Below are 24,015 nucleotides of genomic sequence, written 5' to 3'. Positions count from 1 at the left end.
CCCCCCGGTGTGCGGGCTCTTTCGGTGTCGGAGCACTCCCCGCCTTTCCGGACCGAACGTGACGTTCGGTCACTTGGAGTGACCGAACGGTACGTTCGGTGCGCGAAGAGGGCCGGACTACCGCCCCGGAAGGTACTTCAGTGCCTTCACGAAGGGAGGCATGATCTTCGCCCACAACTTCGGAGGCAATCCGCGGGGGCCGCCGAGGTTCAGCAGACGCGTCGTGGCGATGGTCTGCGATTCGGTGTACTTGAGCAGGCCGTCGGGTCCGTGGCGTCGGCCCATTCCCGAAACGCCCATTCCGCCCATCGGTGCGCCGGTGGTGCCCCAAGCGGGTGCGTACCCTTCGTCGACGTTGACCGTTCCCGAATGCAGCTGAGCTGCAATGGCTTCGCCCTGAGCCTTAGTCTTCGCCCAGACGCTGGCGTTGAGTCCGTATTCGGTGTCGTTGGCCTTCGCGATGGCTTCGTCGACGTCGGCCACCGGGTAGATCGACACGAGCGGCCCGAAGGTCTCGCTCGCGGCACACTCCGCGTCGGCGGGCACGTTCGTCAGGACGGTCGGCTCGTAGAAGAGCGGACCGATGTCGGGGCGTGCGTTTCCTCCCGCGATGACCTTGGCGCCCTTGACCTTTGCGTCGTCTACGTGCGCGGAGACCGTCTTGACTTGGTCCTCGGAGATGAGGCTGCCCATTTCGATGCCGAACTCGTAGTCCGCACCGAGGGTCATGTCCCGCACCCGCTGACCGAATTTCGCGGTGAACTCGTCGGCGATGGACTGTTCGACGTAGATGCGCTCGATGGAAATGCACAGCTGGCCCGAGTTGGAGAAGCACGCGCGCACGGCGGCGTCGGACACTTCCCTGAGGTTCGCCCCGCGCGCGACGATCATCGCGTTCTTGCCGCCGAGCTCGGCCGAGAAACCGATGAGCCGACGCCCGGCCTGCTCGGCGAGGAGCTGGCCCGTTGCGGTGGAACCGGTGAACATGAGGTATTCGGTGTTCTCGACGATGGCGGTGCCGACGACCGAGCCGGGGCCGGGCACCACGGCGAACAGATCACGCGGCAGACCTGCTTTGTAGAGGAGTTCTACGACGGCCAGCGCACAGTACGGAGTCTGCGAATCCGGCTTGAGCACCACTCCGTTGCCGGCGAGCAGCGCGGCGATGGCGTCGGACACCGCGAGAGTCATCGGGTAGTTCCACGGCGAGATGACCCCGACGACGCCCTTGGGCTGGTACCGCACCGTCGTCTTCGTCAGCACGGGGAGCATGCCGGCCACCCGCTTGGGTGACAGCAGCTTGGCTGCGGTGCGGGCGTAGTGACGCGACGTCATCGCGATGTCGAGCACTTCTTCCTGCGCGGCGGCGCGGGACTTGCCGGTCTCCGCCTGCGCCATGTCCATCAGTTCCTCGCGATGAGCGAGCACCAGGTCGCGGTACCGGTGGAAGATCTCGGCGCGCTCGGACACCGGGCGCTTGGCCCATGCCTTCTGCGCGACCCGAGCACGAGCGATGGCACCGACGACGTCCTCGGCGGTCCCGACGGGAATGGTCGCGAGCTCCTTGCCGGTGAACACCTCCGTGATGGATTTCGTCGGCCGCGCGTCGGCGTCGGGAATGGCGATCAAGTCGGCGAGCCGCGAGAAGGTCGCAGCGCTCGGAGCTGGCATTTCGGTACCCCTACTGGTGAGTAGTTCTTGGAGTTACACATAACCTACATCGTCGGTGGCTGGGATCACAGTGCCGATTCCGCTGCCCTGGTCGGCACCCGTCGACGTGTGGCACCATGGGCGGTGGTCTTTCCTAGGCGTCGGGGCGCACTGGAGACGAAGCAGGGTGGGGCAATCTCATGAGAACGACCACACGCAGGGGACTCGTCGTCGCCTGCGCAGCAGCTGTAGCGCTCGCGATGGCACCGTCGGCGCAGGCAGATCCAGTGGGTGACCTCGTCGCCCCTCCCGCCAATCCCGACGCCTACCTACCCACTCCGTTGGGTGACCCCTGGTTCACCCCTCCGGCGGGTTTCGAGAGCAGTGAACCCGGGACCGTTCTGAACACGAGAAGTGTTGCGGTACAACCCGGCGCTACCTCGACGCAGTTGCTGTTCCGTTCGACGGACTCGAAGAACAATCCCATTGCGGCCGCGACGACGGTCCTGGTTCCCGACGCGCCGTGGACCGGCGGAGGCCCCAGGCCCGTCGTCGCCTACAACGAGGCAACGGATTCCTTGGGCAACGCGTGTGCGCCGTCGTCGACGCTGCCGCGCGGCACCAACAAGGAACTCGACCGGATGCAGGAGTTGCTGGCTCGCGGGTATGCCGTCGTCGTCACCGACTATCAAGGTCCCCGCCAGGCGTACTCCGCCGGTCTGGTCTCCGGTCACACCGTGCTCGACGGGCTGCGAGCGTCCCGGGCAGTCGGCATCGCACCGGACGCCCCCGTCGCGATCACCGGATACTCGGGCGGTGCGATCGCGTCGGGATGGGCGGCGCAGTTGGCGCCGTCGTATGCGCCCGAGTTGAACATCGTCGGAGTGGCCTTCGGCGGGCCTCCTACCGACTACAAGATCCTGCAGCGTTCGCTGAACGGCGGTATCGGCTCCGGGCTGTTCACCGCCGCGACAATCGGTCTGAGCCGCGAGTACCCGGAGATGCGGTCGCTGGCCAACGACAACGGTAAGCGGCTCGCTCTGGTGCAGAAGGATCAGTGTGTGGACGTCTTGTCCTACAGCGGACTCGCACTGTTCGACCAGCAGAACCTGTCCAACGTGCCCGACGTGTTCAACCATCCGATCACCCGCGCGGTGGTCGAGGAGAACCGGATGGGTCAGATCGCGCCCGAGGCACCGATCTACATCTACCAGGGCCTGCAGGACTTCCTGATCCCGAAGGAAGGCGCCGAGGCCGTCCAGGATCAGTGGTGTGCGGCCGGTGCGTCGGTCCATCTGGAAGAGATCCCCGGAGACCACACGGTGGCCGAGGGCGGCGGTAGGCCGGGCGCGTTCGAGTGGCTTTCTCAGCGTCTGGCCGGCGTTCCCACCGGAGGATGCGAGAGAGTGGTCCGGTAACTCTTGACCCTCACGCCACGGGAGGCTGCACAGTGTCCTCTGTGAGCGATTCGGAAACGATGTTGGTGGGCGAAGTGGCCCGCCTCGTCGGAATCAGCGTGCGGACGTTGCACCACTACGACGAGATTTCGCTGGTGGTGCCGTCCGGACGCACGGCGAAGGGCTACCGCAGTTATTCGGCAGTAGACGTCGAACGGTTGCATCAGGTGTTGACCTACCGCGAACTCGGTTTCGCGCTGGACGACATCGCCGCCCTGCTGGACGACCCGTCGGTCGACGCGATGGCGCATCTGCAGCGTCAGCGGGAGCTACTCGACGCACGGATCGATCGCTTGCATCAGATGGCTGCGGCCGTGGACAAGATGATGGAGGCAAAGAAGATGGGAATTCAGTTGAGTCCCGAAGAGCAACGCGAAGTGTTCGGGGAGAACTGGACCGGCGAACAGTACGCCGATGAGGCAGAACAGCGTTGGGGCCAGACCGACGAGTGGAAGCAGTCCCAGGCGCGTACGGCGTCGTTCACGAAGGACGACTGGAAGCGCATCAAGTCCGAAACCGATGCGCTGGAAGCAGATTTCGCTACGGCGTTGGCCTCGGGAGTGGCTACCGACTCACCACAGGCGGCGGCTTTGGCCGAACGTCACCGCGCCGGCATCGAGAATTTCTACGACTGCGGATACGACATGCAGGTCTGTATCGGCGAGATGTACATCGCCGACGAGCGCTTCACCAAGCACTACGACGACATCACGCCCGGGCTTGCGCAGTACATTCGCGACGCCATCGTCGCGAATGCTGCGGGCAAGTAGGCAATTTACCCCCTAGTTGTGCGTTCTCGAGCCTCGGAAACGCACAATCGGGGGGTAGATCGCCGGTCATTGCCACGGAATCCTGTAGGGCTCTTCGTCGTCCGGTGGTGGAGTCTGCTTGGCCGGGAACCAAATCAGCGCTGGATCTCGTTTCAGCTCGCCGATTTCGGGCGGTACAGGCCTGGACAGGGTTTCGATCTCGTCCCATGAGCACTCTCCAGCCGCTACGCGCCCGGCGTACGCCCTCAGTTCGGGTGACGCACTCGCCAGCGACGCGATGGCGAACATCAGAGCACTGTCGACGTTTCGCGGTTCGTCGATGGACGAGAGCGGGGTCCGTTCGACCACGGCCCGCGTCTGTGCCATACGGTCGAAGGCATCGGTCATCTTCTGTACCGCGCGGCGCAGGATCGGGTCGTCCGGTGCGTTCATGCATCTTCCCATGGTTGTCTACCTGTTCCGACCGAGAAAGAATCCTTCGGAACGTTGTAGACGGGCTCGGCGGACGCGGTGTCGTACACGTCCTTCACCAGTCGAGCGTTGTGGATTCCCTTGGTGATCGGTTCGAGTTTCTGCTGGAACTGCTCGTTCAAGTAGCCGCTGGGACTGGCAACGAGCGAAAGGAATTCGTTGAACGCGTCGGTGACCATCCGAATGTCATCGAGCAGCTTCTTGGCGAGGGTGTATCCCGAGTACAAGATGTCGGCGATCTTGTATATCTGGTAAAGGCTCCCCAGCGGCGATACCTTTTTCGACAAGAACTCGGCAACCTTGGCGGGGCTGGACACATCGACTTGCGCTTCGAGACGTTCTCTCATCGTAGTCACGAGTGTGAACACCGACTTGCGAATTTCGTCGGCGGCTCTGTCCGCGACAGCTTCGATGACGCGACCGCACGAACCCTCCCAGCGCATCGCTGCGATCTGCCGTGCGGCGTAGTCTTTGTACGCGACGGCAGCCAACCCGTCCCAGAACTCGTCGACGCGCGAAGTCCCTTCGGCGAGAGAATCACCGCCGGCGGACATAGCCTCCCCTGCAATCCGGTATGCCGCACCGAGACGTCTCAGATCGTTCCAGTTTCCGCCTATTGGATCGATGAGTTCGCGAAGCGGACTGTGCCCGATCAGCTCCTCGATCGCGTAATCGAGGTCCCCCAGCCACCCTGCTGCATCGGCGATGACGTCGGCTACGTCGTCGGGGAAGTGTGCGGGAGCCGGGTAATCCATACCCTCCGGAGACCCGTAATGTGCACAGTCGCTGTAAGGTTCGGCATTCCCCCGCGCCGGTCGATCTGCGTCACCCGGGTCCGGGTACGGCACCGGTACCAGGTCCGTGTGTGCGTTGAGCGCCTCGTAGTTCTTCTTTTCCTGATCCGCGTAAAGCCAGGCCGCGGTATTGAGTTCGTCACCCAATCCGGCGCAGTTCGTTGCCAAATGGACATGCCGATCACGCCACACATCGCGGAGAGCATCGAACGTGACGGCCAACGAACCGAACAATTCCCCGTTGTCGACCCCTGTCAATTGTCCGTGGTCATTGAAATACCGATAGGACGTCAGCGTCTGCTGTCCGATCTCGGCCGTAAGCCGGCCGAGCCCGGCGACCTGCCTTGGGTCCGCGAAAAATGTTTCACTCATGTCCAGGCACCTGTCTTATTCGGTTCGGCGGAGCGTCGACACAATCCGGTCTACGACATCCGGCGGCAAGGACTCGTCGATCTGCTGGTCGGTTTGAATCATGAATACAGCGACGGTCGCATTCGAATAACCCTCCGTCGCAACCACGTCGAATGTTGCTTCCGTTGGATCGCAATCGAAATCCTGGGCGAGATTCGATGCTTTCACCGAGTATCTGACGGCGGGAGCTCCACCAATGTCGAATTGGATCGGCTCCGAGTAGTCGAGTGTCACGGCGTCATCGGGAGCATCCCGAAAGATGATCTCGGCCTGGCGGCTTGCCTCGAAGGCTGCTGTGGGAACGTCGACACCGTTGCGGCCCGTCATTCCTGAAACAGCTTTCCGCGCCCCGTCTCGATGTTCCGGACAGTAGTCGTACCCGTACATTGCGATCGCGCCGTATGTAACCGACCCTCGTGTTCCCTCCCAGCCCGCTACTCCACCTGAGGCATTCCTCCAATCCCCCGGCACTGTGTAGCTGAGTCCGTATTTGGTGTCGATGGGGATCGGGTCACCCTCGGGCACCTCGATTTCCGGCGGCGCGAATTCCATCGACGGGAAGCCCGGTGGCAGGGTCGCGGTAGGTGCCGGTGCCGGTGCCGCCGTCGACGAAGGACGGGAGGTAGGCGGTGCCGCGACGCCTTCGAACCTGCCCGGTGCCTGCGGCCCCAATCTGGGCAGCAGCGCGACAGCGGCATACAGCAACGCCAGAACCAGCGCCGTGCGCAGCAGCTGCTTCTTCAGCCCCATGTTCACTCCCCCCGAAGTCGGCACACGCTAACACGCCGGAGCGACAACCCTGGGTGGATACTCGTGGACATGAACCTGACGATTCGCTCGGCCGTTCTGTCCGCCGCTGTCGGTAAGGCAAGTGGGTTTCGCAGTTCCGTGGGAATCAGCGTCGGGCTGCTGACCTGGTTCCGAGGGTCGAAGTACGAGCGTTGGGCGATCGGTGGATCAGCCGTGGCCACGGCGGGAGAACTCGTCGGGGACAAGTTGCCGTCGACGCCGTCACGTCTCGATCCGGCGCCCCTGGGTGGCCGTATCGTGGCCGGCGCCGGGGCGGCCTACGCGATTGCCCGACGCTCGGGCGACCATCCGATCCCGGCGGCCGTAGTCGGGGGCGTGTCGGCCGTCGCCGGTTCCTACGCCGGCCACGCATACCGCGCATGGGCGTCGAAGCGGGTTCCGCCTGTCGCCGCCGCGCTGGTGGAGGACGTCGTCGCGCTGTCGATCGGTGCGGTCGTTCTGAAGGAAATCGGAGCGTAAGGTCCGTGACGTGAAACCGAACTTCTGGCAGTACCTGGGCTACCAGTTCGGCCGAGTGCTGCCGCCGTCGATGCAGGATTGGGTTCGCGAGGATCTGGTCGGTCACGGTGCCCAGGCTCGCTACCTGATCCGCTTCACGCTGCCGGTGATCCCATTCCTGTGCCTGTTCCTGTTGGTTCCCGGACCGTTGTGGATCGGGTTGGCGATGATGGCGCTGCTGTTCATTCCGCTGGTCTACTTCGCGATCGCGCTCATGAACGTGTACCGACGCCACCGGCTGCTGGTGCACGACCTGGATCCGCAGCTGCTGGGTGCCAGCACCCAGGCGAAGTTGGATCGCACCCGGAACGACTACGAGAGGCGTCACGGAAGGCTGGACTAGGCAGGAGTGGAGCCCGCAGGAACGACTCCGATGGGCAGGAGTGGAGCCCGCAGGAACGACTCCGATGGGCAGGAGTGAGCCTGCAGGAACGACGCACTTATGCTGTCCGGTATGACTTCCGTCGAATTCAAGGCAACTGCTGACCTGGCCGACGAGATCGGGCCTGAAATCCGCAGCTGCGATGCACAATTCATTCAGTTCGGCAAGAACACCGAGTTCGCCGGACCGATCACGACGATCAAGTGCTTCCAGGACAACCTGCTCGTCAAGCAGACTCTCGGTGAGCCGGGTAACGGTGGAGTCCTGGTGGTGGATGGCGATGCGAGCGTTCACACCGCGCTCGTCGGCGACATCATCGCAGGCAAGGGAGTCTCCAACGGCTGGGCCGGGGTCATCGTCAACGGTGCCATCCGGGACTCGGCGATTCTGCGGACTCTCGACATCGGTGTGAAGGCACTCGGCACCAATCCCCGCAAGAGCACCCAGACGGGCTCCGGAGAGAAGAACGTTCCGGTCGAAATCGGCGGTGTCACGTTCAATCCGGGCGAGATCGTCTACAGCGACTCCGACGGCGTGGTCGTCGTGTAATTTGCCGAACATTCACCCTCCTGTTGTGCGTCCGTCAGCCCTCGGAACGCACAACAGGTGGGTGGATTCCGCTTCGGATCGGTCATACGTTGGACAGAACCAGAACGACGATCGAGAACCCCAGCATGCCAAGGCAATTGATCCAGAACTCTTGTGTCATGAACCGTGCGCGGTAGTGTGCGTAGGCTGCACAGAGGAAATAGACGATCACTCCGGCGTTCGCGGCCGACGCGACACCGGGGTATGCGAGTCCGACGGCGAGGCCGGCGGCTGCGGCGAGCTTGACTACTATCAGCGTCCACCACCAGTCACGCGGAAACCCGACCCCGTCGAGGCATTTCACGATGAACATCGGCGGCCGTATGGACATCAGCGCGTCGATCAGCAGTACCATCGCGAGAAGCGCTGTGAGCCACCAGTAGTCGATCATCTTTCTCCCCCATCGGATTGGTTGGTCACGAAGTCGATGACTCCCTTGAGTCGATTCAGGTCGTCGCCTACTCCGACGGACATAAGCATTCCGAGGTACGCGAAATAGATGACCTGGGCGCCCTGGACTGCACGGGTGGAATCGTGACCCGCACGCCGAAGCGTCTGCTCGATTTCGTCGGTCAGAGCGAGGCCCAACGATCTGAAGATTTCTGAGTCGACGCGCCCTCCGACGATGATCGACGCGTACACCCGAGAGAGGGCGGTGTCGCGCGCGAAGTGTTCCAGGAACGGCAGGAACAGCCCCAGCACCTCGGCGGGAGCATTGTCCTGAGCAGAGACATCGGCCCGTCCGGCGACGCTGCGTTGTCGGTGGACGTCGGCAATCCATTCGTCGTAGACAGCGACCAGAATGGCGTTCTTGTCGCCAACGGCCATCACGGTGCCGACACTGACCTGCGCGGATGCGGCGATGGACCGGATGGTGGTTGCGTCGAAACCGATCTCCCGAAACAGCGCGTCCGCCGCGGTCAGAACCCTCTGACGTGTCGCTTCCTTCTGATGATTCCGTGACTGAACACGTTCAGTGAACATGTTCAGTAGAGTAGACCGACGTGTGGACGGCGTCAATCAGCGGCGCACCCGCGGAACCCCACGCCATTCGTCGAACAGGAACAGGGCGAGCGCGACGACGAGCATTCCCGACGCGACCCAGGCCGCGCCCACGCCGAGGACTCGTACCGCGAAGGCGCCGAGCACGGCACCGGCGAGGAACCCCGCGATGACCGATCCGAAGTTGACGGCACGCAGTCCGGCGGCGGTGTCACCGTCGGACAGTCGGTGGTAGATCGCCTGAGAGAAGCTACGAAGGTTGCCGGTGGTCATCGTCGTGCTGAAGGCCTGGTCGACGAGCACCCTGAATGTCGTCACCTGCAGAGCGGCAACGAAGGAAATGGACACCGTGACAACGGCATTCGGTGCCGACTCCGGGACGAAGCCCACGACGAACAGCACCAGGATCTCGATCACGAGGACGGCACGGATCGGCCGACGAACGACCCGCGTCAAGCCGGGGCTGGACATGGACTCGGCGACGAAGACACCGAAAACGAATGCCACCAAGGGCGGGAGGTATCCCGCCGCGGACCGCCAATGGCCCCCTGCGGCATCGATACCGAAGAGGACCACGTTGGCGGTCTGAGCGTTCGCGAACACGCCGTCGCGCGTCATGAAGGTGTAGACGTCGACGAACCCGCCGACTGCCGCCAGAAGGACGCCGAGTCGCACGGACTCCGACGTCACGACCGGCTGTGGAGTGTCTTCCGGCACGGCCGGATGCTACCCCGCTTCGTGAGTGGAAATGTAGGCTCTGGCCTACATTTCCACTCATATTGGTTACTTGACGAAGTTCAGCAGAGCCTCGTTGACTTCCTGGTAGTGGGTCCACAGAAGTCCGTGCGGGGCACCGTCGACCTCGACGTACCGAGCCTCGGGGAATGCCTTGGTGAATTCGCGTCCCGTCGAGTCGATGGGAAGAATGTTGTCTTTGGTGCCGTGCAGGATCAGAGTGGGCTTGCCGGATTCGCGCACCTTCTGCACGTCTGCGCGGAAGTCCTCGAGCCACGTCGGGACCACGGCGTAGGCCGCTACCGGTGCGCTTCCTGCCGCGGTGGCGAAGTTGGCGCGCACGGTTGCTTCGCTGATGCGGCTGCCCAGGTTCTCATCGAGGTTGTAGAAGTCCTTGTAGAAGTTGTCGAACCACGCGAAGCGGTCTTCGCGAGCGGCTGCGTCGATTCCGTCGAACACGGACTGCGGGACGCCTGCCGGGTTGTCGTCGGTCTGCAGCAGGAACGGCTCGAGCGATGCGAGGAACGCGAACTTCGCGACGCGGTCCGTGCCGTACTTGGCGGCGTAGCGTGCCAGTTCCCCGGTACCCATCGAGAAGCCGACGAGGATGACGTCGGTCAGGTCGAGTTCGGTGAGGACCGCGTTCAGGTCGGCGGCGAAGGTGTCGTAGTCGTAGCCGGTCACGGGCTTGCTGGACTTGCCGAATCCGCGACGGTCGTACGTGATGACCCGGTAGCCGGCTTTCAGAAGCTCCCGGCTCTGGCGCTCCCAGGAGTTGCCGTCGAGCGGGTAGCCGTGAATGAGCACCACTGCCTGCCCGCTGCCGTGATCCTCGTAGTAGACGTCCACAGGTGTGCTGTTTTCCGTGCCCACATTGACGAAAGCCATGTTGTTGCCTTTCCCTCGGGATCTTCCGGTCGGAGAACGGTCGTTCTCCCGTCATGGACTACGGTAGAGAACGATGGTTCTCTGCGCAAGGAGGTGGTGGCAGTGGAAGCGAGCGACGCACGATCGGCCGTCTTGGTAGCCGCTGACGAGCTCTTCTACACACGTGGCGTTCAAGCAGTGGGCATGGACGAACTGCGGACCGCCGCCGGGATCTCGCTCAAACGCATGTACTCGCTGTTCCCGTCCAAGTCGGACATCGTCGCCGCGGTACTTGCCGGCCGGACCGCGGTGTGGAACGAGCGCATCCTGATGGAGGCCTCCAAGCACGATTCGCCGCGAGACAAGGTCCTCTCCATCTTCGACTTCCTGGACGCCTGGTTTCGTGAAGACAACTTCCGCGGCTGCGCTTTCATCAACTCGTTCGGCGAGCTCGGTGCAACCATGCCGGCTGTCGCCGACGCTGCACACCAGCACAAACGCGAATTCGTCGAGTACGTGACCGATCTGGCCGTCGAGGCAGGATGCCCGCAGGATCTCGGCCTTCAGATCGCATTACTTGCCGAGGGCGCGCAGACCACCGCAGCCATCTCGGAATCTCCCGAGTCCGCCGTCGCGGCAAAGCGAGCCGCGACGGTCCTCCTCGACGCGGCCAGCCGATGAGCGCGGCTGGGCCGATGAGCGCGTCTGGGCCGATGAGCGCGTCTGGGCCGATGAGACTGAAGGCGTGCATCAACGGCCCTCGAACACCGGCCGAGCACAGCGCAATTCCGATCACCCCGGACCAGATCAGGGCAGAATCCATCACCGCAGTGAACGCAGGCGCCGAGGCAATTCACGTACATCCGAAGACTCCGGACGGCACCGATTCGCTTGCCGCAGAACACGTGGCCGCCGCAGTTCGCGCTGCCCGCGCAGCCGGAGTTCCGGTCGGCGTGACTACCGGAGCGTGGAGCACACCCGGCGCCGTATCCCGGCTGGCCGCAGTCGAATCCTGGACCACCCTGCCCGATTTCGCGTCGGTCAACTGGCACGAGGAGGGCGCAGCGGATCTGGCAAGACTGCTGATGCGCCGAGGCGTCGGCGTCGAGGCGGGTCTGTGGACCGCCGCATCCGCACGCGCATGGCTGGCCTCCGGCCTCACCGGAGACTGCATACGGGCCTTACTGGAAGTCCAGCCGGGAGATAGCCCGGACGTCGCCGACGAACTGATCACACTCACCGACACGAGCGGAGTCCCGCTGCTGCTGCACGGCCAGGACGACACATGTTGGGCCACACTACGATCGGCCGTCGCACAGGGATTGGCCACTCGCATCGGCCTGGAAGACACCCTGACCATGCCCGACGGCTCTCCTGCCACCGGAAACTCCGACCTGGTGACCTCTGCGCTCGCATTTTTCCGTGTCTGACGAAGTCCGCCGGTAATGTCCGAAGTGTGAACCTTCGCTCGGCAGTACTCCCCCTTGCAGCTGCCCTTGTGCTTGTCTCGTGTTCTGCTGAGCAGAGCTCGCCTGCACCCACCGATCCAGGAACCATTCGCACTGCCGACGCCCAGGCCGTCGTCGACCAGTTGGTGAGCGCCGGAGCGCCGGCCGCGGTCATCGCCCTTCGGGACGGCGACAGTGAGTGGGAAGGCGCGGCGGGCGTCGTCGAACGCGGGTCCGACGAGGCCGCGTCCGCCGAGGATCCTCTGAGAATCGCCAGTATCACCAAATCCATGGTGGCGGCCGTTGTTCTGCAGTTGGTCGACGAGGGGAAATTGACCCTGGAGACAACCGTCGACGACGTGCTTCCCGGTCTTCTGCCCAAGCCGGTGACCGTCCGTCAGCTGCTCGATCACACCAGCGGTCTGCCGAACTATCTCGAGACTCTCGTGCCGTCCGACGTGGCGGGGCTCGTCGCGGCCGCCGACGACACCTATTCCGACGACGAACTGATCGCGCTCGCGCTGGCACAGCCGTGGCCCGCGGCTCCCGGTGCCCAATTCTCCTACTCCAACACCAACTACGTCGTACTCGGCAAGATCGTTGCTCAGCTCGACGGCAGGAGCATCGCAGATTCGTTGCACGAGCGGGTGTTCGAACCCCTACAGATGACGTCGACGTCCTATCCGAGCGTCGCCGCCATTCCGGAGGACGGACTGCACGGGTACATCCTCGAAGGTGACACCCTCGTCGACATCAGCGATGTCGATCCGTCGATCTGGTCGGCAAGCGCAGCTGTCGTCTCCACCGTCGGCGACGTCAACACGTTCTTTCGCGCTCTCTTCGACGAGACCCTGCTACCGCGAACGCTCGTCGACCAGATGCAGCAGGTGACCCCGTCGGGGTACGGCCTGGGGTTGCTCGTCGGCGGTGACGCGTGCAATCCGGGGGCGGCCGAGGTGGTGTTCGGTCAGCGCGGTAACGGTTTCGGGTACCGCACACTGTCGTTCTCGAGTCCCGACGGCAGCAGGCAGGTCACTCTCGGATGGACGGCGTCGGCCATCGACCCGGCGACGGATCCGTTGGAGCAACCCGCCCTGAACGGTCTCGTGGCCGGGCTCGCCGCCACCTGCCCGTCGTGAACGTCAGAGGACGGTGACCCAGCCGTGCGCCTGGTCTCCGGTCAACGCGTCCTGATGTCGCTTGCGCAGTGTCGCCGAGACCGGGCCGAGCACGGGAGCGGATCCGACGGCTCGGCCGTCGATCTGGAAGACGGGCGCCACTCCTGCTGACGTGCCGCACACGAACACCTCGTCGGCGATGTACAGCTCGGTGAGGTCGACGACGCGTTCCCGCACTTCGAGTCCTTCCTCGCGGGCCAGCGTGAGGATGGTCCGGCGGTTGATGCCGTCGAGGATGTCGCTCGTGACGTCGGGAGTAATCAGGACACCGTTTCTGACCAGGAAGATGTTCGCGGCGCTGAGCTCGCAGACGTGGCCGTTGATATCGAGGAAGATGCAGTCGTCGAACCCGCTGTCGATGGCGTCCTGCTTGGCGAGCACGGAGTTGACGTACGCGCCGTTGACCTTGGCTCTCGATGGGATGGCGTTGTCCGGGATTCGGCGCCACACACTGGTTTTGAGGCGCATTCCGTCTTGCGGGACGATGGGCACCGCGTCGTACAGGAAGATGGACACCGTGGTGCTCAAACCACGGACTCGTGTCCCCGGAATGGACTCGTCCACGTGGACGGTCGCTCTGACGTACACCTCGCGCTGAGGGTCGTTGGCCTGAACGACCTCACGCACGACCTGGGTGAACCGCTCGTACGTCCACTGCTGCGCAAACGTGTCGATCCCGATTATTCTGCAGGACTCCAGAAGTCGCTGAAAGTGGTCCTGCAGCCTGAACGCCGTGCGCGTCTGCGCCGATACGTACACCGGGAACACCGTATACACGCTGAGCCCGTACAGGACTGCGGAAGTGGCGACCCCCAGCTTCGCGTCGTGGGCATCGACGATGCCGTTTCCGAAGAACACTTTGCCGTGAGGAGTAGCCATGCGGCGATGGTATCGGCAGCCGCAGCACGGGCGACAGCGAATATCGGGCGTAGGGTCTGTAGTCATGGTCCCCACCCGAACACTGTGGAAGAACGGCCCGAGCGTCGGCGCAATCGGCCTCGGCTGCATGGGTATGACCTGGGCATACAAAGCGGACGAGCACTCCGAGAGTCCCGACCGCGTCATCGGCCACGCACTCGATCTCGGGGTGAACTTCATCGACACCGCCGACGTCTACGGACCGTTCACCAACGAGGAAGTAGTGGGTGCAGCCATCGGCTCCCGTCGCGACGAGGTGACCCTGGCAACCAAAGGCGGGCTCGAATCACACGTCGGCGACGCTGGGGAACCGGTCATTTCGGGCCCCAACGGTCACCCGGACCACCTCCGTTCGGCCATCGACGACTCGCTCAGGCGACTCGGGGTTGACCACGTGGACCTCTATTACCTGCATCGCCCCGATCCGGCGGTGCCCGTCGAGGACAGCATCGGCGCGATGTCGGAAATGGTGCAGGCCGGCAAGGTTCGCGCACTGGGCGTTTCGGAGTTCACCGTCGAACAGCTGGATCGGGCGCAGTCGGTACATCCCATTTCAGCGGTGCAGTCGGAACTGTCGTTGTGGACGCGGGATCATCTCGCGACGTCGCTGGCGTGGACCGAACGAAACGGCGCCGCCTTCGTCCCGTTCTCACCCCTCGGTCGCGGTTTTCTCACCGGAAATTTCCGTGGAACGGCCCCTGCCGCAGACGACTTCCGTGCACAACTACCCAGGTTCAAGCAGGAGAACCTGGATGCGAACCTCGTCATCGTCGACGCCGTCGCAGCCGTCGGTCACGAGGTGGGAGCCACCCCTGCGCAGGTTGCTCTGGCGTGGGTACTGGCGCAGGGTGAGCACGTCGTCCCCATTCCCGGTACGCGGCGCTCGTCACGCCTGGACGAGAACGCAGGCGCCGCGTCGGTACGCCTGACCCCCTCTCAGCTGCAGACTCTCGACGACCTCCCGGACCCGGCGGGGGCGCGTTACTGATCGCTCCGGGCGTCGAACACGCCTTCCTTCTCCCGAACTTGTCGGACTCCGGTGATACCAATGGAGCTACAGGCCAAGACGTGCAAGAGAAGGGAGTGTCGATGCGAACCGTCGAAGATCGTTGTGAAGGAACGCTCGTCATCCACGCAGTCGGCGACGCCGAGTGCACGGAGCCGGACTGCGTGGACATGGAGTACGTCCGTCATTTCCTGGTGCTGGACTGCGAGGAGATCACCGGCGGATGCCAGTGCGTCGGCGTGATCGAACTGGCCGAGGCGTCGTAAGCCGATCCTGCCCGTACGCGCGTGCGCTGTGTGCTAGACCTGATCGACAGTGATTCGGCTCACAGGGGGTTTCGGTGCGACGTGCCTTCCGACTTCTACTGGTCACGACGGTGTCGACGGCACTGCTTGCAATCGGCACGACCGTTCCGGGTCAGGCAGCGCCGCCGGATAAACGGTCGTGCTCTGCGCCCGAGGCCGCGGCCGATGGTTTCGAGCGTGCCTCGGCAGCGGAGGTCGGCATGGATGCGGCCGCGGTGCAGCGGGCGGTCGACTTCGCGTCGTCGAGGTTGCGAACGAACATCCAGATCTTCAGAAACAACTGCCTCGTCGGATCGGGTCCGCTCAACGACGTCACCGGCAACACCCCCTGGCATCTGTGGAGCTCGACCAAGAGCATCGTCTCGATGCTCGCCGGCGTCGCTGTCACTCAGGGGCGGCTGGACGTGGACTCACCCATCGGTCGGTACCTCCCCGCCGGCGAGGGCGACGACGCACACCGCGCGATCACCGTACGTGCGCTGCTCACCCAGAGTTCGGGTATGGATCAAGGGATAGTCGCCGAGGGCATCGTTCCTGGCCTCGGATTCGGCGTCGACGCACCAGCGCAGGCGCTGACACTGCCGATCTCGCAGCCGGGCCGGTTCCAGTACTCACAGCTAGGCCCTGACCTGCTCGCCTACGTGGTCGAGAATGCCGTCGGTGAGGATCTTCAGGCGTTCGCGCAGCGAGAGCTGTTCGATCCCATCGGCATTGCTCCGCAGGATTACTACTGGGCTCGCGATCGCACGGGCCACACGTACGGTTTTGCACTGATGTTCCTGCCGCCCAACGATTTCGCACGGCTGGGCATGCTCATGGCGAACGACGGCGCGTGGAACGGACGGCGCATCATCGGCAGTGAGTACATCCGGCAGTTGCGGACTCCGTCAGAAGCCAACCAGTGTTACGGATACTTGTTCTGGCTGAACAACACTCCGTGCATCGGTCCGAGTTTCCCGTCGCAACAGACGCTGAACACACCGATGCTCGCAGGCATGCCCGACGACGCCTATGCCATGGTGGGCTTCCTGCAGCAGAACAACTTCATCATTCCGAGCCTGGGCATCCAGGTGACCTGGAACGGGGTCCTCGGTGACGTCTCTCCGGACCTGTCGACCATTCTGAGCGCCAGCACCAACAGCGAGCTCTACACCAACTTCTTTCGTGCACTCGGGGAAGCGCTGCCCGACGAGGACCTTCCGTCGATCCCCTACGAGCCGACGTTCAACCGCGACATCGACGTCAGCAGCTTCTTCGACCCCGACATCCTCCTCGGCACTCTCGGGCTCGGCCCTGACGCCGCCGTTCCGACCGGGCCGGTAGCGCCGCCACTGTCCGACGCCCCACCTGGTTGCCTGGTGTTCGCATGCCTGCCCGTGTCGCCGGAGACGCCTCGACGCACCGGCGGTTGACGGGACGAGAGCGCAGCGGTCACTCCCAGTCGATTCGTTCCGCCAACTCGAGCAGTTTCCGACGCCTCACTCCGCTCGTCGCGCCGATTCGTGCGATCCGCCCGTAGAGGTGCGCACGGAAATCGGGGATCGCGGACAGGTTCTGCGGATCCGGCCCCGTGACGGCGCAGTTGTGCAGGATTGCGCGCAGTGCGTCGTACTCTTTCCGCGGCACCGACGGCCAGTTGTTCACCACCAGGCCGGTGAGCTGCTGGCGCTTGTGTGCACGACGCACGCGGGTCTTGTACGGATGGACCGCGAATCCTTCGTCGGCGATGATCTTGCTCGCGCTCCAGATGATCTTGTCCGCGTCGATGTCACCGGAGAATGCCAGGTCGTCGGCGTACCGGGTGTACCTCGCGCCCAGGGACTTCGCCAGCGCGGTCAGCCGAATGTCGAGCCGCCGCGAGACGAGGTTGGCAAGCGCAGGGGACGTCGGCGCGCCTTGCGGCAGGTGGCGTGTGCGCAGCAACGATGCAGTGGCGTAGGGGAATCCGCCGAGCTGTTCCGCGGGCGTTGCCGTCGTACAGAGGTAGGCGAGGCTCCATGCCACGGATTTCGGGTAGCCGAGCGCATCGAACACCGCGACGACACGCTCGATTCCGATCGAGGGAAAGTAGTCCTTCAGATCCACCGAGACCACGACGGTGTGCCCCGCATGTGGAATTCCGAACGTGCGTGGGCTTCGACCTGTGACGAATCCGTGCGCTGCACTGTGAGCTGGAACGTTGTCGAGTATGCGTCGCAGCATCTTTCGCTGGATTTCACGCAACCGCGGTTTGGGTATTTCGAGAATTCGGAATCCGACTCGCTTGGGTACGGGCGTGACGCGGTAATGCCGAAGCGGCGTCGCGGCCGTCCGGAGCCGGGACTGTGCGTCGGTGAACCACTCGATTTCGCTGATCGTCAGATCGAGCGATTCTGCCAGGTCTCCGGTACTCGCGTACCGGGGGACTTCGAACAACCACGGCTTGAAACCATCTGTGCGACGCGATGGTTCGACGGTGGCAGGCTCGGGTAGCAGTGGGAGTCCGGCGATGAGTCCGCGGAGCGATTCCGGATCGTACGGCGCGACCGGCGACAGGTCGATCAGACGATCCGCCAGACGCGGCGCCTTCTCACCCAGAATCGGCAGGAACGCCTCTTCCAGACCACTACGCGTCCACAGAGCATCCGCAGCGAGCGACGCGAGCCACGCCGCCATCTGCGGGCTGAATTGACGGCTCATCGAGGCACCCGGTGTACATGCAGCGGCGCCGGGCGACCTGAATCTTGTGTACTCGGCGCCGCCGAGCACGCGGAGCGTGCGGACCGGCGTCGGACGCAGTGACCAGTTCTTCTGTCTCGCCCAGGGGTTACCCCTGAGATCGGCCCAGCGGACCGACTCTCGCCCGTGCACCGCTGCATGATCTCCACTGTGCCAGATGAAGAGCTATCGCAATACCGCTCCGGGATTGAGAATTCCGGAAGGATCCAGGGCGTCCTTCACCGACCGCTGCACTGCCATCGACGTCTCGTCGTGCTCGATTGTCAGCCACCCGGTCTTGAGCCTCCCGACACCGTGTTCACCGGTGATAGTGCCACCCAGCTCGAGCGCGCGTCGCGTGATCGCGTCGAACGCCGACATCGCCGCCGCGCGGCTGTCGGCGTCGGCATCGTCGTAGATGATCGTCGGATGCAGGTTGCCGTCACCTGCGTGGCCGAAAACACCGATCGTCAGACCGGCCTCCTCTGCGATCGTCTCGATGGAGGCAATCAGATCGGTGACACGTGAACGCGGAACTGCCACATCGTCGAGGAGCCAGTCGCCGAGGAGCTCGAGCGCTGGAAGCGCCAACCTGCGCGCCTCCAACAACAAAGCGGCCTCCCCCTGGTCCGCACTGACCACCACGTCCACCGCACCGTGCTGCGAGCACATCGTCTCGATCGAGGCGAGCACAACCTCGGCGTCGACGTCGTCGCTTTGGACAAGCAACAATGCAGCCGTTCCCGGCTCGATACCCATCTTCGACATTCGGTCCACCGCGAGAACAGTGGTGCGATCCAGGATTTCGAGCATCGACGGCGTGCGATCCGACGACGTGATCTCCGCGACCGCACGACCTGCGCCGTCCAGCGTCGGGAACGATGCCACCAGAGTCTGCGCCGGGCGAGGTGCAGCAAGTAGTTCGACGGTGATCTCGGTGATGACACCGAGGGTGCCTTCCGACCCGACCAGGAGATGCGTGAGGTCGTACCCGGCAACACCTTTCACGGTCCTTCTTCCTGTGCGCAACACACGGCCGTCCGCCAGCACCACCTCGAGACCCAGTACGAAGTCACCCGTCACTCCGTATTTGACGCAGCACATTCCGCCGGCGTTCGTAGCGACGTTTCCCCCCACCGTGCTGAACTCCACGCTGCCGGGGTCGGGGGGATAGAACAATCCGGCTTCGGAGACACGTGCACGGAGGTCTGCTGTGATCACTCCCGGTTCGATCACTGCCAGTCGATTGGCTACGTCGATCTCACGGATGGTGTTCATCCGATGCAGACTCAGCACTACCGATCCCGCAGTGGCGTTCGCTGCCCCGCTCAGGCCGCTTCCTGCTCCACGTGGGACCACTGCGACACGGTGTCGATGCGCGGCGGCCATGCACACCGAGACTTCGGCGGTGGTACGCGGAACCAGAACGGCGAAGGGCATTCCGCCGTCGGTGAACTTGGATTGATCACGGGCGTACGCCGCGACGATGTCCGGGTCGTCGACGACGATGTCCGCGGGCAACGTGTCGATCATCGACTGCACGAGCATGGTCACAGAACCCTCATCGCCAATCCACCGTCGACGGGCAAGCACACCCCGTTGATGTACGCCGCATCGTCCGATGCGAGGAACGCCGCAGCGTTCGCGACGTCCCACGGAGTTCCCATGCGTCCGGTGGGACTACTCGCGTGGCGCGCCGCCAACACCTCGGGATCGGTGACCAACTGACTCGACACGAGCGGGGTGTCGATCAGTCCCGGCACTACCGCGTTGACCCGGATTCCTTGCGCCGCGTACTGCAGCGCCAGCGCAACCGTCAACTGATTCACCGCGCCCTTCGACGCACTGTAGCTCGGGTAGTCGAAACCGGTGTACCGCATGCCCGCGGTGGACGAGACGTTCACGACAGATCCGCTCCTGCGCGCGAGCATCGCGGGAAGCGTGTGTTTGCAGGTGAGGAAAACACCCGTCGCGTTCACCGCCATCGCCGTGTCCCAGCTGCCTCGGTCCATCTCGGTGATATCGCCGACGGTGGCCGCTCCGACGTTGTTGTGCAGCACATCCGGCGGCCCGAATCTGTCGGTGGCCAGTGCGACTGCCTCTTGGACCTGCTCTTCGTCGGTGACGTCAGCGACCAAGGCGACCGCGATTCCGCCCTCGCCGACGATCTCCTCGGCTGTCAGCTCGGCCTCGTCGCCATTGCGATCGATCGCCGCCACCAGGGCCCCTTCGCGCGCGTAGGTCAGCGCGGCGGCGCGACCGTTGCTGACCGCGGCACCACTGGATCCTGCGCCGAACACCAGCGCGATCTTGCCTTCCAACCGCCCGCTCACAAGAGCTCTTCCAACAACAGCTCGAACGTCACGGCGACAAGATTTCCGTCCTCGACAAGCTCGCCCATGTGAACCTTCCCGTAGCGGTCGACGACGAAGGTGGGGAGGTGAACCTCCACGAGCCGGCCACCCTCGCAGACGACATGACCCGACATCGTCACCTCGGTGGCCGGGCCGGGCGCCACGGCGATGTCGTCATCGCGCCGCAGGGTCGCACCGACCAGACTTCCGAGGCTGCCGCGGACCGATGCACGGCGGAACCCGTTTCGAGACATCACTTCTCGTACAGCATCGTGAATCTCGACTCCCGGGCGGACGCGGGTCATCACCGCTCGCGCCGACCCGGTACTCGAACCGTCACCAGCTGACGGCGTGAACACCGGCATGAGTGTTTCGTCGTCTTGCTTGCTGCGTAGCTCGCAGGAGGCGAATCCGCGTATCACCACCTCGACAGAAGTCGCACCTACAACCGTGTCCGGCCACAAGTGGCCACCTCGCAGCGAACCGTGAGCGTCGTACCAGGCGGCGTGGCAGTGCATGAAACGCTCGCCCTCGCGGCGACCGACGGTTGCGCTTCCTGCGACGATGGTGGCAGGCGCAGTCGCCTCGATCGTGTCGCTGTACCACGCCGCGCGAGAGCCGTCGGTACACAGAGCAGGGACGCAGTAGGACACCCGTGCGAGCGGTCCACCGAGTATCTCCACCTGCGCAGAATCGACACCGAGTTCGGCCAGTTCGCCGTCGATGGCGTCGACGAGCCTGCTTCCCGGCGGAAGCGATGCCCGCTTCACGAGTACTGCGCTGGACACGGATTCGAGCCGGTGGTCGGCAACGGGACCTGGGTGGACCAGGGCTGCAAGGACAGTCGAGGTGGTCACGACGCGCTCACCAACGTCTGCGAGTACGGCCCCCACCCCTGCGCGGCGAGCTCGTCTCGAATGGTGCGCTTGACGATCTTGCCGTAACCCGACTTCGGGAGAGAATCACGGAACAAGATGTGACGTGGGAGTTTGTACCGGGCCATACGCTCGCCGAGCCAGTCGGAGAGCTGGTCGGCGGTGAGATCTGCACCCTCTCGCAGCACGCAGATCGCGACGCCGACTTCACCCCATTTGGGGTCCGGCACACCGAGGACTGCAACTTCGTCGACCGCGTCGTGCGTCAGGATCTTCTCCTCGATATCCCGCGGGTGGATATTGGAACCGCCCGAGATGTACATGTCGGAGGATCGGCCGGTGACGTACACGAAACCGTCTTCGTCGACGACACCCAGATCGCCCGTGCGGAACCATCCGTCGCGGAACGCCTCTGCGTTCGCGTTGTCGTTGTCGAGGTAGCCGGCGAACACTGCGGGCCCGGCGACGCACAGCTCGCCGATTTCTCCTGGTCCAAGTTCTGAGCCCGTCTCGTCCTGCACACTCACCAGCATCCCCGTCCGTGGATAGCCGCACGTTCCTGCCGAAAGCCCCTCCGGCACTGGGCGACCGTGTTCGGCACTGGGCAGCACGGTGATGTTCCCCGTCACCTCGGCGAGCCCGTAGTACTGCACGAGAACCTCTCCCAGGGTCTCCCGAGCTTTCTTCTGATCGGGTGCGTACATCGGCGCGCCCGCGTAGATGACGTGTCGCAACGACGAGTGATCGTGCTGGTGCACCGACGGATGATCGACGAGCACCTTCAGGATCGTCGGCACGGTGAACATGTTGGTCACTCGTTCGGACTCGACGAGGCCCCACACCTCCGCGGGCACGAGACTCCCCGACGGAGGTAGCACCGTCGCCGCACCGCGGGCCACCTGCGGCAGCATGTGTACACCCGCACCGTGGGAGAGCGGTGCCACGACCAGGGAGACGCAGTGACGATCTGTGGTGGGCATCAAGTCGGCCAGATGATTGTTGACGACGAAGCCCAGCTGATCATGCGTGAGGATCGCGGCCTTCGGTGTCCCGCTGGTACCCGAAGTGAAGAAGTACCAAGCCGGTTCGCCCTCGTAGGTTGCCACTGGCGCGGCTGGCGTCGATTCGTCGACGGCTGCAACCGCATCGGCGTCGCTACCCTCGATCCACAACACACCCGCGCTCAGCCCACCACACGCACGCACGGCGTCGACATGTGATGCTGTCGAGCTGTGGGCGACGATTGCACTGGGACGACAGACCCCGGCGATGACCGCGACATCGTCGTCGTGTAGGCGCGAATTGACCGGCGCGAGAACAGCTCCGATTCGCCACGTCGCATACATCGCTTGGACGAACTCGGGATGGTTCGGGCTGTCGAGCATGACGACGTCGCCCTTGCCGACGCCTCGGCGCTCCAGTTCAGCGGCCAATGAGTCGACACGCCGGTCCAGGTCGTGCCACGTCCAGCGGACGTCTCCGTGGACAAGGGCGATGCCGTCCGGCAACCGTCGCGCGGTCTGACGGAGTACTTCGGCCAGGTTCGCTGCTCTACGTAGGGATCTCATCCGACCGTCTCCAATACTGTTGCGTAGTTGGCGACGGCTGCGCCGCCCATGTTGAAGACCGCTGCGCGCTGCGGTGACGGCAACTGCATGTCGCCTGCTTCTCCGACCAATTGCATCGCTGCCATGACGTGCTGCGACACGCCGGTGGCGCCGAGCGGGTGGCCTTTCGCCTTCAGCCCGCCGGATCGATTGACCGGCAGTATCCCGTCGCGTTCGGTACGGCCCTCGGCCAACACCTCGGCGCCCTTGCCCGGTGCAGCTAACCCGAACGCCTCGTATTGGAGAAGCTCGGCGATGGTGAAGCAGTCGTGCGTCTCCAACAGATCCAGGTCGTCGAGAGTGACACCCGCGTCGAGCAGTGCACCGCGAAACGCCCGCGCCGCGCCGTCGAATGCCAGCGCATCCGCTCGCCGTGCGATGGCCAGATGATCGTTGGCATGCGCACGGCCGATGATGCGCACCGACCGCCGGGCAGCGGAAGCCACCTCTGGCAGTGCCACGATCATTGCCGCTGCGCCGTCGCTGACGAGCGAGCAGTCGGTGCGTCGTAGTCGTCCGACCACGGCTGGGTTCTTGGACGACTCGGTGGAGCAGAACTCGTATCCCAGGTCGCGTCGCAGGTGCGCATACGGGTTGTCGACGCCGTTGCGGTGGTTCTTGGCCGCGATCCGCGCCATTGCATCACGCGGATCGTCGTAGCGGTCGGCGTACTGGTCGGCCAGGCCCGCGAACACTCCGGCGAAGCTGCCCGCTTGCTCCTCGGTGGCCCGGTGCGAACCGGACAGCAGGATGTCGTTGACGGTGTCGTTCGCGGTGGCGGTCATCTTCTCCGCGCCGACGACGAGTGCCACCCGTCCGCGACCGGCCTGGAGGCTGTCGAGTGCCGTGTACAGCGCCGAAGACCCCGTTGCACAAGCATTTTCGACATGGGTGGACGGCACGAGAGCGAGACGGGGTTGGCCTGCCCCGACCAGTGCGCCTTCGAATCCCTGACGCGAGAAGCCGTTGTTGAAGACTCCGACCGTGACGATGTCCACATCCGCGTCGTCGAGACCGGCGTCCTGGATGGCGGCTAGGGACACCTCGGCGATCAGCGATTCGACGTCCGGACTTTCACTCTTTCCGAAGCGCGTATGCGCCCAACCGATGATGTGCGGTGCAGTCACGGTGGAACCTCTCGTTGCGGTGCGTACGGAGCGTGAGGCAGGTCACGTCCTCGATGCCTGTCATG

26 protein-coding genes are annotated in these 24,015 nt (G+C 64.1%); 11 read left to right on the top strand and 15 right to left on the bottom strand.

The features are described 5' to 3' along the window. Positions 1–117: 117 nt before the first annotated feature. On the bottom strand, positions 118–1,671 hold the full coding sequence (locus H292_RS0118280) for a succinic semialdehyde dehydrogenase (RefSeq protein WP_019667057.1): 1,554 nt from the start codon (positions 1,669–1,671) through the stop codon (positions 118–120). 179 nt (positions 1,672–1,850) lie between these two features. Here H292_RS0118280 and H292_RS0118275 point away from each other — a divergent pair, with 179 nt between their 5' ends. Both H292_RS0118275 and H292_RS0118270 read left to right on the top strand, forming a co-directional pair. After that, complete coding sequence (locus H292_RS0118275) at positions 1,851–3,068, top strand: lipase family protein (RefSeq protein ID WP_019667056.1); 1,218 nt, start codon at positions 1,851–1,853, stop codon at positions 3,066–3,068. 59 nt (positions 3,069–3,127) lie between these two features. Next, the gene (locus H292_RS0118270; RefSeq protein WP_019667055.1) at positions 3,128–3,877 is read left to right on the top strand and encodes a MerR family transcriptional regulator; all 750 of its coding nucleotides are present in this window, start codon (positions 3,128–3,130) and stop codon (positions 3,875–3,877) included. A 66-nt stretch (positions 3,878–3,943) separates the two neighbouring features. On the opposite strand, the gene H292_RS0118265 is transcribed toward H292_RS0118270, so the two are convergent. From H292_RS0118265 to H292_RS28620, 3 genes are read right to left on the bottom strand one after another with little or no spacing between them, the layout of a single operon-like run. After that, the gene (locus H292_RS0118265; protein WP_019667054.1) at positions 3,944–4,309 is read right to left on the bottom strand and encodes a hypothetical protein; all 366 of its coding nucleotides are present in this window, start codon (positions 4,307–4,309) and stop codon (positions 3,944–3,946) included. Beyond that, a complete protein-coding gene (locus tag H292_RS0118260; RefSeq protein WP_019667053.1) occupies positions 4,306–5,514 on the bottom strand; it encodes a hypothetical protein in 1,209 nt (402 codons plus the stop codon). The genes H292_RS0118265 and H292_RS0118260 overlap by 4 nt, the downstream gene beginning before the upstream one ends. 15 nt (positions 5,515–5,529) lie before the next feature. After that, on the bottom strand, positions 5,530–6,303 hold the full coding sequence (locus tag H292_RS28620; RefSeq protein ID WP_230594116.1) for a hypothetical protein: 774 nt from the start codon (positions 6,301–6,303) through the stop codon (positions 5,530–5,532). A gap of 69 nt (positions 6,304–6,372) precedes the next feature. Here H292_RS28620 and H292_RS0118245 point away from each other — a divergent pair, with 69 nt between their 5' ends. The 3 genes from H292_RS0118245 (at position 6,373) to rraA (ending at position 7,792) form a co-directional block, all read left to right on the top strand. Beyond that, positions 6,373–6,822: a hypothetical protein gene (locus tag H292_RS0118245; RefSeq protein ID WP_231383869.1), complete on the top strand. Its 450-nt coding sequence runs from the start codon at positions 6,373–6,375 to the stop codon at positions 6,820–6,822. Positions 6,823–6,832: 10 nt separating this feature from the next. Continuing rightward, positions 6,833–7,204 (top strand): DUF5313 family protein, encoded by a 372-nt coding sequence (locus H292_RS0118240; protein WP_019667049.1) that lies wholly within the window; start codon positions 6,833–6,835, stop codon positions 7,202–7,204. Between the two features lie 99 nt (positions 7,205–7,303). Continuing rightward, positions 7,304–7,792, top strand: a complete 489-nt coding sequence (gene rraA, locus H292_RS0118235) for a ribonuclease E activity regulator RraA (RefSeq protein WP_019667048.1) — start codon at positions 7,304–7,306, stop codon at positions 7,790–7,792. An 82-nt stretch (positions 7,793–7,874) separates the two neighbouring features. Here rraA and H292_RS0118230 read toward each other — a convergent pair whose 3' ends face one another. The 4 genes from H292_RS0118230 to H292_RS0118215 form a co-directional block, all read right to left on the bottom strand. Continuing rightward, positions 7,875–8,222 (bottom strand): DoxX family protein, encoded by a 348-nt coding sequence (locus H292_RS0118230; RefSeq protein ID WP_019667047.1) that lies wholly within the window; start codon positions 8,220–8,222, stop codon positions 7,875–7,877. After that, on the bottom strand, positions 8,219–8,815 hold the full coding sequence (locus H292_RS0118225) for a TetR/AcrR family transcriptional regulator (protein ID WP_020112317.1): 597 nt from the start codon (positions 8,813–8,815) through the stop codon (positions 8,219–8,221). The genes H292_RS0118230 and H292_RS0118225 overlap by 4 nt, the downstream gene beginning before the upstream one ends. Positions 8,816–8,851: 36 nt before the next feature. Continuing rightward, complete coding sequence (locus H292_RS0118220) at positions 8,852–9,550, bottom strand: YoaK family protein (RefSeq protein ID WP_020112316.1); 699 nt, start codon at positions 9,548–9,550, stop codon at positions 8,852–8,854. A 66-nt stretch (positions 9,551–9,616) separates the two neighbouring features. Then, on the bottom strand, positions 9,617–10,456 hold the full coding sequence (locus H292_RS0118215) for an alpha/beta fold hydrolase (RefSeq protein ID WP_026348123.1): 840 nt from the start codon (positions 10,454–10,456) through the stop codon (positions 9,617–9,619). Positions 10,457–10,549: 93 nt separating this feature from the next. On the opposite strand from H292_RS0118215, the gene H292_RS0118210 reads away from it, so the two are divergent. The 3 genes from H292_RS0118210 to H292_RS0118200 are packed head-to-tail and all read left to right on the top strand — an operon-like array spanning position 10,550 to position 13,022. Then, on the top strand, positions 10,550–11,116 hold the full coding sequence (locus H292_RS0118210) for a TetR/AcrR family transcriptional regulator (protein ID WP_020112315.1): 567 nt from the start codon (positions 10,550–10,552) through the stop codon (positions 11,114–11,116). Between the two features lie 50 nt (positions 11,117–11,166). Continuing rightward, positions 11,167–11,865 carry a 3-keto-5-aminohexanoate cleavage protein gene (locus H292_RS0118205; RefSeq protein WP_020112314.1) on the top strand — a complete coding sequence of 233 codons (699 nt, stop codon included), beginning with the start codon at positions 11,167–11,169 and terminating at the stop codon, positions 11,863–11,865. Between the two features lie 26 nt (positions 11,866–11,891). Further along, positions 11,892–13,022, top strand: coding sequence for a serine hydrolase domain-containing protein (locus tag H292_RS0118200; protein ID WP_230620999.1), 1,131 nt, complete (start codon positions 11,892–11,894; stop codon positions 13,020–13,022). A gap of 3 nt (positions 13,023–13,025) precedes the next feature. On the opposite strand, the gene H292_RS0118195 is transcribed toward H292_RS0118200, so the two are convergent. Next, on the bottom strand, positions 13,026–13,940 hold the full coding sequence (locus H292_RS0118195) for an aminotransferase class IV (RefSeq protein ID WP_026348120.1): 915 nt from the start codon (positions 13,938–13,940) through the stop codon (positions 13,026–13,028). A 64-nt stretch (positions 13,941–14,004) separates the two neighbouring features. Here H292_RS0118195 and H292_RS0118190 point away from each other — a divergent pair, with 64 nt between their 5' ends. From H292_RS0118190 to H292_RS0118180, 3 genes are all read left to right on the top strand, one after another. Next, entirely contained in the window at positions 14,005–14,967 is a 963-nt protein-coding gene (locus H292_RS0118190; RefSeq protein WP_020112312.1) for an aldo/keto reductase, read from the top strand. 101 nt (positions 14,968–15,068) lie between these two features. After that, on the top strand, positions 15,069–15,251 hold the full coding sequence (locus tag H292_RS0118185) for a hypothetical protein (protein ID WP_051104983.1): 183 nt from the start codon (positions 15,069–15,071) through the stop codon (positions 15,249–15,251). Positions 15,252–15,325: 74 nt separating this feature from the next. Further along, positions 15,326–16,702, top strand: coding sequence for a serine hydrolase domain-containing protein (locus H292_RS0118180; protein WP_020112311.1), 1,377 nt, complete (start codon positions 15,326–15,328; stop codon positions 16,700–16,702). Positions 16,703–16,721: 19 nt separating this feature from the next. On the opposite strand, the gene H292_RS0118175 is transcribed toward H292_RS0118180, so the two are convergent. The 6 genes from H292_RS0118175 to H292_RS0118150 all read right to left on the bottom strand — a co-directional run bounded on the left by H292_RS0118175 (position 16,722) and on the right by H292_RS0118150 (position 23,950). Continuing rightward, a complete protein-coding gene (locus H292_RS0118175) occupies positions 16,722–17,969 on the bottom strand; it encodes a reverse transcriptase family protein (RefSeq protein ID WP_231383868.1) in 1,248 nt (415 codons plus the stop codon). A 204-nt stretch (positions 17,970–18,173) separates the two neighbouring features. Further along, complete coding sequence (locus H292_RS0118170; RefSeq protein ID WP_212669384.1) at positions 18,174–19,535, bottom strand: FAD-binding oxidoreductase; 1,362 nt, start codon at positions 19,533–19,535, stop codon at positions 18,174–18,176. Positions 19,536–19,537: 2 nt separating this feature from the next. After that, on the bottom strand, positions 19,538–20,320 hold the full coding sequence (locus H292_RS0118165; protein ID WP_020112308.1) for an SDR family NAD(P)-dependent oxidoreductase: 783 nt from the start codon (positions 20,318–20,320) through the stop codon (positions 19,538–19,540). Beyond that, complete coding sequence (locus H292_RS0118160) at positions 20,317–21,198, bottom strand: PCC domain-containing protein (RefSeq protein WP_020112307.1); 882 nt, start codon at positions 21,196–21,198, stop codon at positions 20,317–20,319. The genes H292_RS0118165 and H292_RS0118160 overlap by 4 nt, the downstream gene beginning before the upstream one ends. After that, a complete protein-coding gene (locus H292_RS0118155) occupies positions 21,195–22,784 on the bottom strand; it encodes an acyl-CoA synthetase (protein WP_081631876.1) in 1,590 nt (529 codons plus the stop codon). Before H292_RS0118155 ends, H292_RS0118160 begins: the two co-directional genes overlap by 4 nt. Then, positions 22,781–23,950 (bottom strand): thiolase domain-containing protein, encoded by a 1,170-nt coding sequence (locus H292_RS0118150; RefSeq protein WP_019667031.1) that lies wholly within the window; start codon positions 23,948–23,950, stop codon positions 22,781–22,783. Before H292_RS0118150 ends, H292_RS0118155 begins: the two co-directional genes overlap by 4 nt. Between the last annotated feature and the right edge of the window lie 65 nt (positions 23,951–24,015).

Origin of the sequence: Rhodococcus sp. 114MFTsu3.1, from assembly GCF_000383555.1 — a bacterium.
Taxonomy (GTDB): domain Bacteria; phylum Actinomycetota; class Actinomycetes; order Mycobacteriales; family Mycobacteriaceae; genus Rhodococcoides; species Rhodococcoides fascians_E.
This window is presented reverse-complemented; position numbering and strand designations above follow the sequence as displayed.

Excerpts from the sequence above, each read along its gene's own strand:
- H292_RS0118205 (WP_020112314.1), top strand. The coding sequence starts at position 11,167 with ATGAGACTGAAGGCGTGCATCAACGGCCCTCGAACACCGGCCGAGCAC.
- H292_RS0118170 (WP_212669384.1), bottom strand. The coding sequence starts at position 19,535 with ATGCTCGTGCAGTCGATGATCGACACGTTGCCCGCGGACATCGTCGTC.
- H292_RS0118275 (WP_019667056.1), top strand. The coding sequence starts at position 1,851 with ATGAGAACGACCACACGCAGGGGACTCGTCGTCGCCTGCGCAGCAGCT.
- H292_RS0118155 (WP_081631876.1), bottom strand. The coding sequence starts at position 22,784 with ATGAGATCCCTACGTAGAGCAGCGAACCTGGCCGAAGTACTCCGTCAG.
- H292_RS28620 (WP_230594116.1), bottom strand. The coding sequence starts at position 6,303 with ATGGGGCTGAAGAAGCAGCTGCTGCGCACGGCGCTGGTTCTGGCGTTG.
- H292_RS0118280 (WP_019667057.1), bottom strand. The coding sequence starts at position 1,671 with ATGCCAGCTCCGAGCGCTGCGACCTTCTCGCGGCTCGCCGACTTGATC.
- H292_RS0118215 (WP_026348123.1), bottom strand. The coding sequence starts at position 10,456 with ATGGCTTTCGTCAATGTGGGCACGGAAAACAGCACACCTGTGGACGTC.
- H292_RS0118270 (WP_019667055.1), top strand. The coding sequence starts at position 3,128 with ATGTTGGTGGGCGAAGTGGCCCGCCTCGTCGGAATCAGCGTGCGGACG.
- H292_RS0118225 (WP_020112317.1), bottom strand. The coding sequence starts at position 8,815 with ATGTTCACTGAACGTGTTCAGTCACGGAATCATCAGAAGGAAGCGACA.
- H292_RS0118185 (WP_051104983.1), top strand. The coding sequence starts at position 15,069 with ATGCGAACCGTCGAAGATCGTTGTGAAGGAACGCTCGTCATCCACGCA.
- H292_RS0118175 (WP_231383868.1), bottom strand. The coding sequence starts at position 17,969 with ATGAGCCGTCAATTCAGCCCGCAGATGGCGGCGTGGCTCGCGTCGCTC.
- H292_RS0118260 (WP_019667053.1), bottom strand. The coding sequence starts at position 5,514 with ATGAGTGAAACATTTTTCGCGGACCCAAGGCAGGTCGCCGGGCTCGGC.
- H292_RS0118230 (WP_019667047.1), bottom strand. The coding sequence starts at position 8,222 with ATGATCGACTACTGGTGGCTCACAGCGCTTCTCGCGATGGTACTGCTG.
- H292_RS0118245 (WP_231383869.1), top strand. The coding sequence starts at position 6,373 with ATGAACCTGACGATTCGCTCGGCCGTTCTGTCCGCCGCTGTCGGTAAG.
- H292_RS0118265 (WP_019667054.1), bottom strand. The coding sequence starts at position 4,309 with ATGAACGCACCGGACGACCCGATCCTGCGCCGCGCGGTACAGAAGATG.
- H292_RS0118190 (WP_020112312.1), top strand. The coding sequence starts at position 14,005 with ATGGTCCCCACCCGAACACTGTGGAAGAACGGCCCGAGCGTCGGCGCA.
- H292_RS0118195 (WP_026348120.1), bottom strand. The coding sequence starts at position 13,940 with ATGGCTACTCCTCACGGCAAAGTGTTCTTCGGAAACGGCATCGTCGAT.
- rraA (WP_019667048.1), top strand. The coding sequence starts at position 7,304 with ATGCTGTCCGGTATGACTTCCGTCGAATTCAAGGCAACTGCTGACCTG.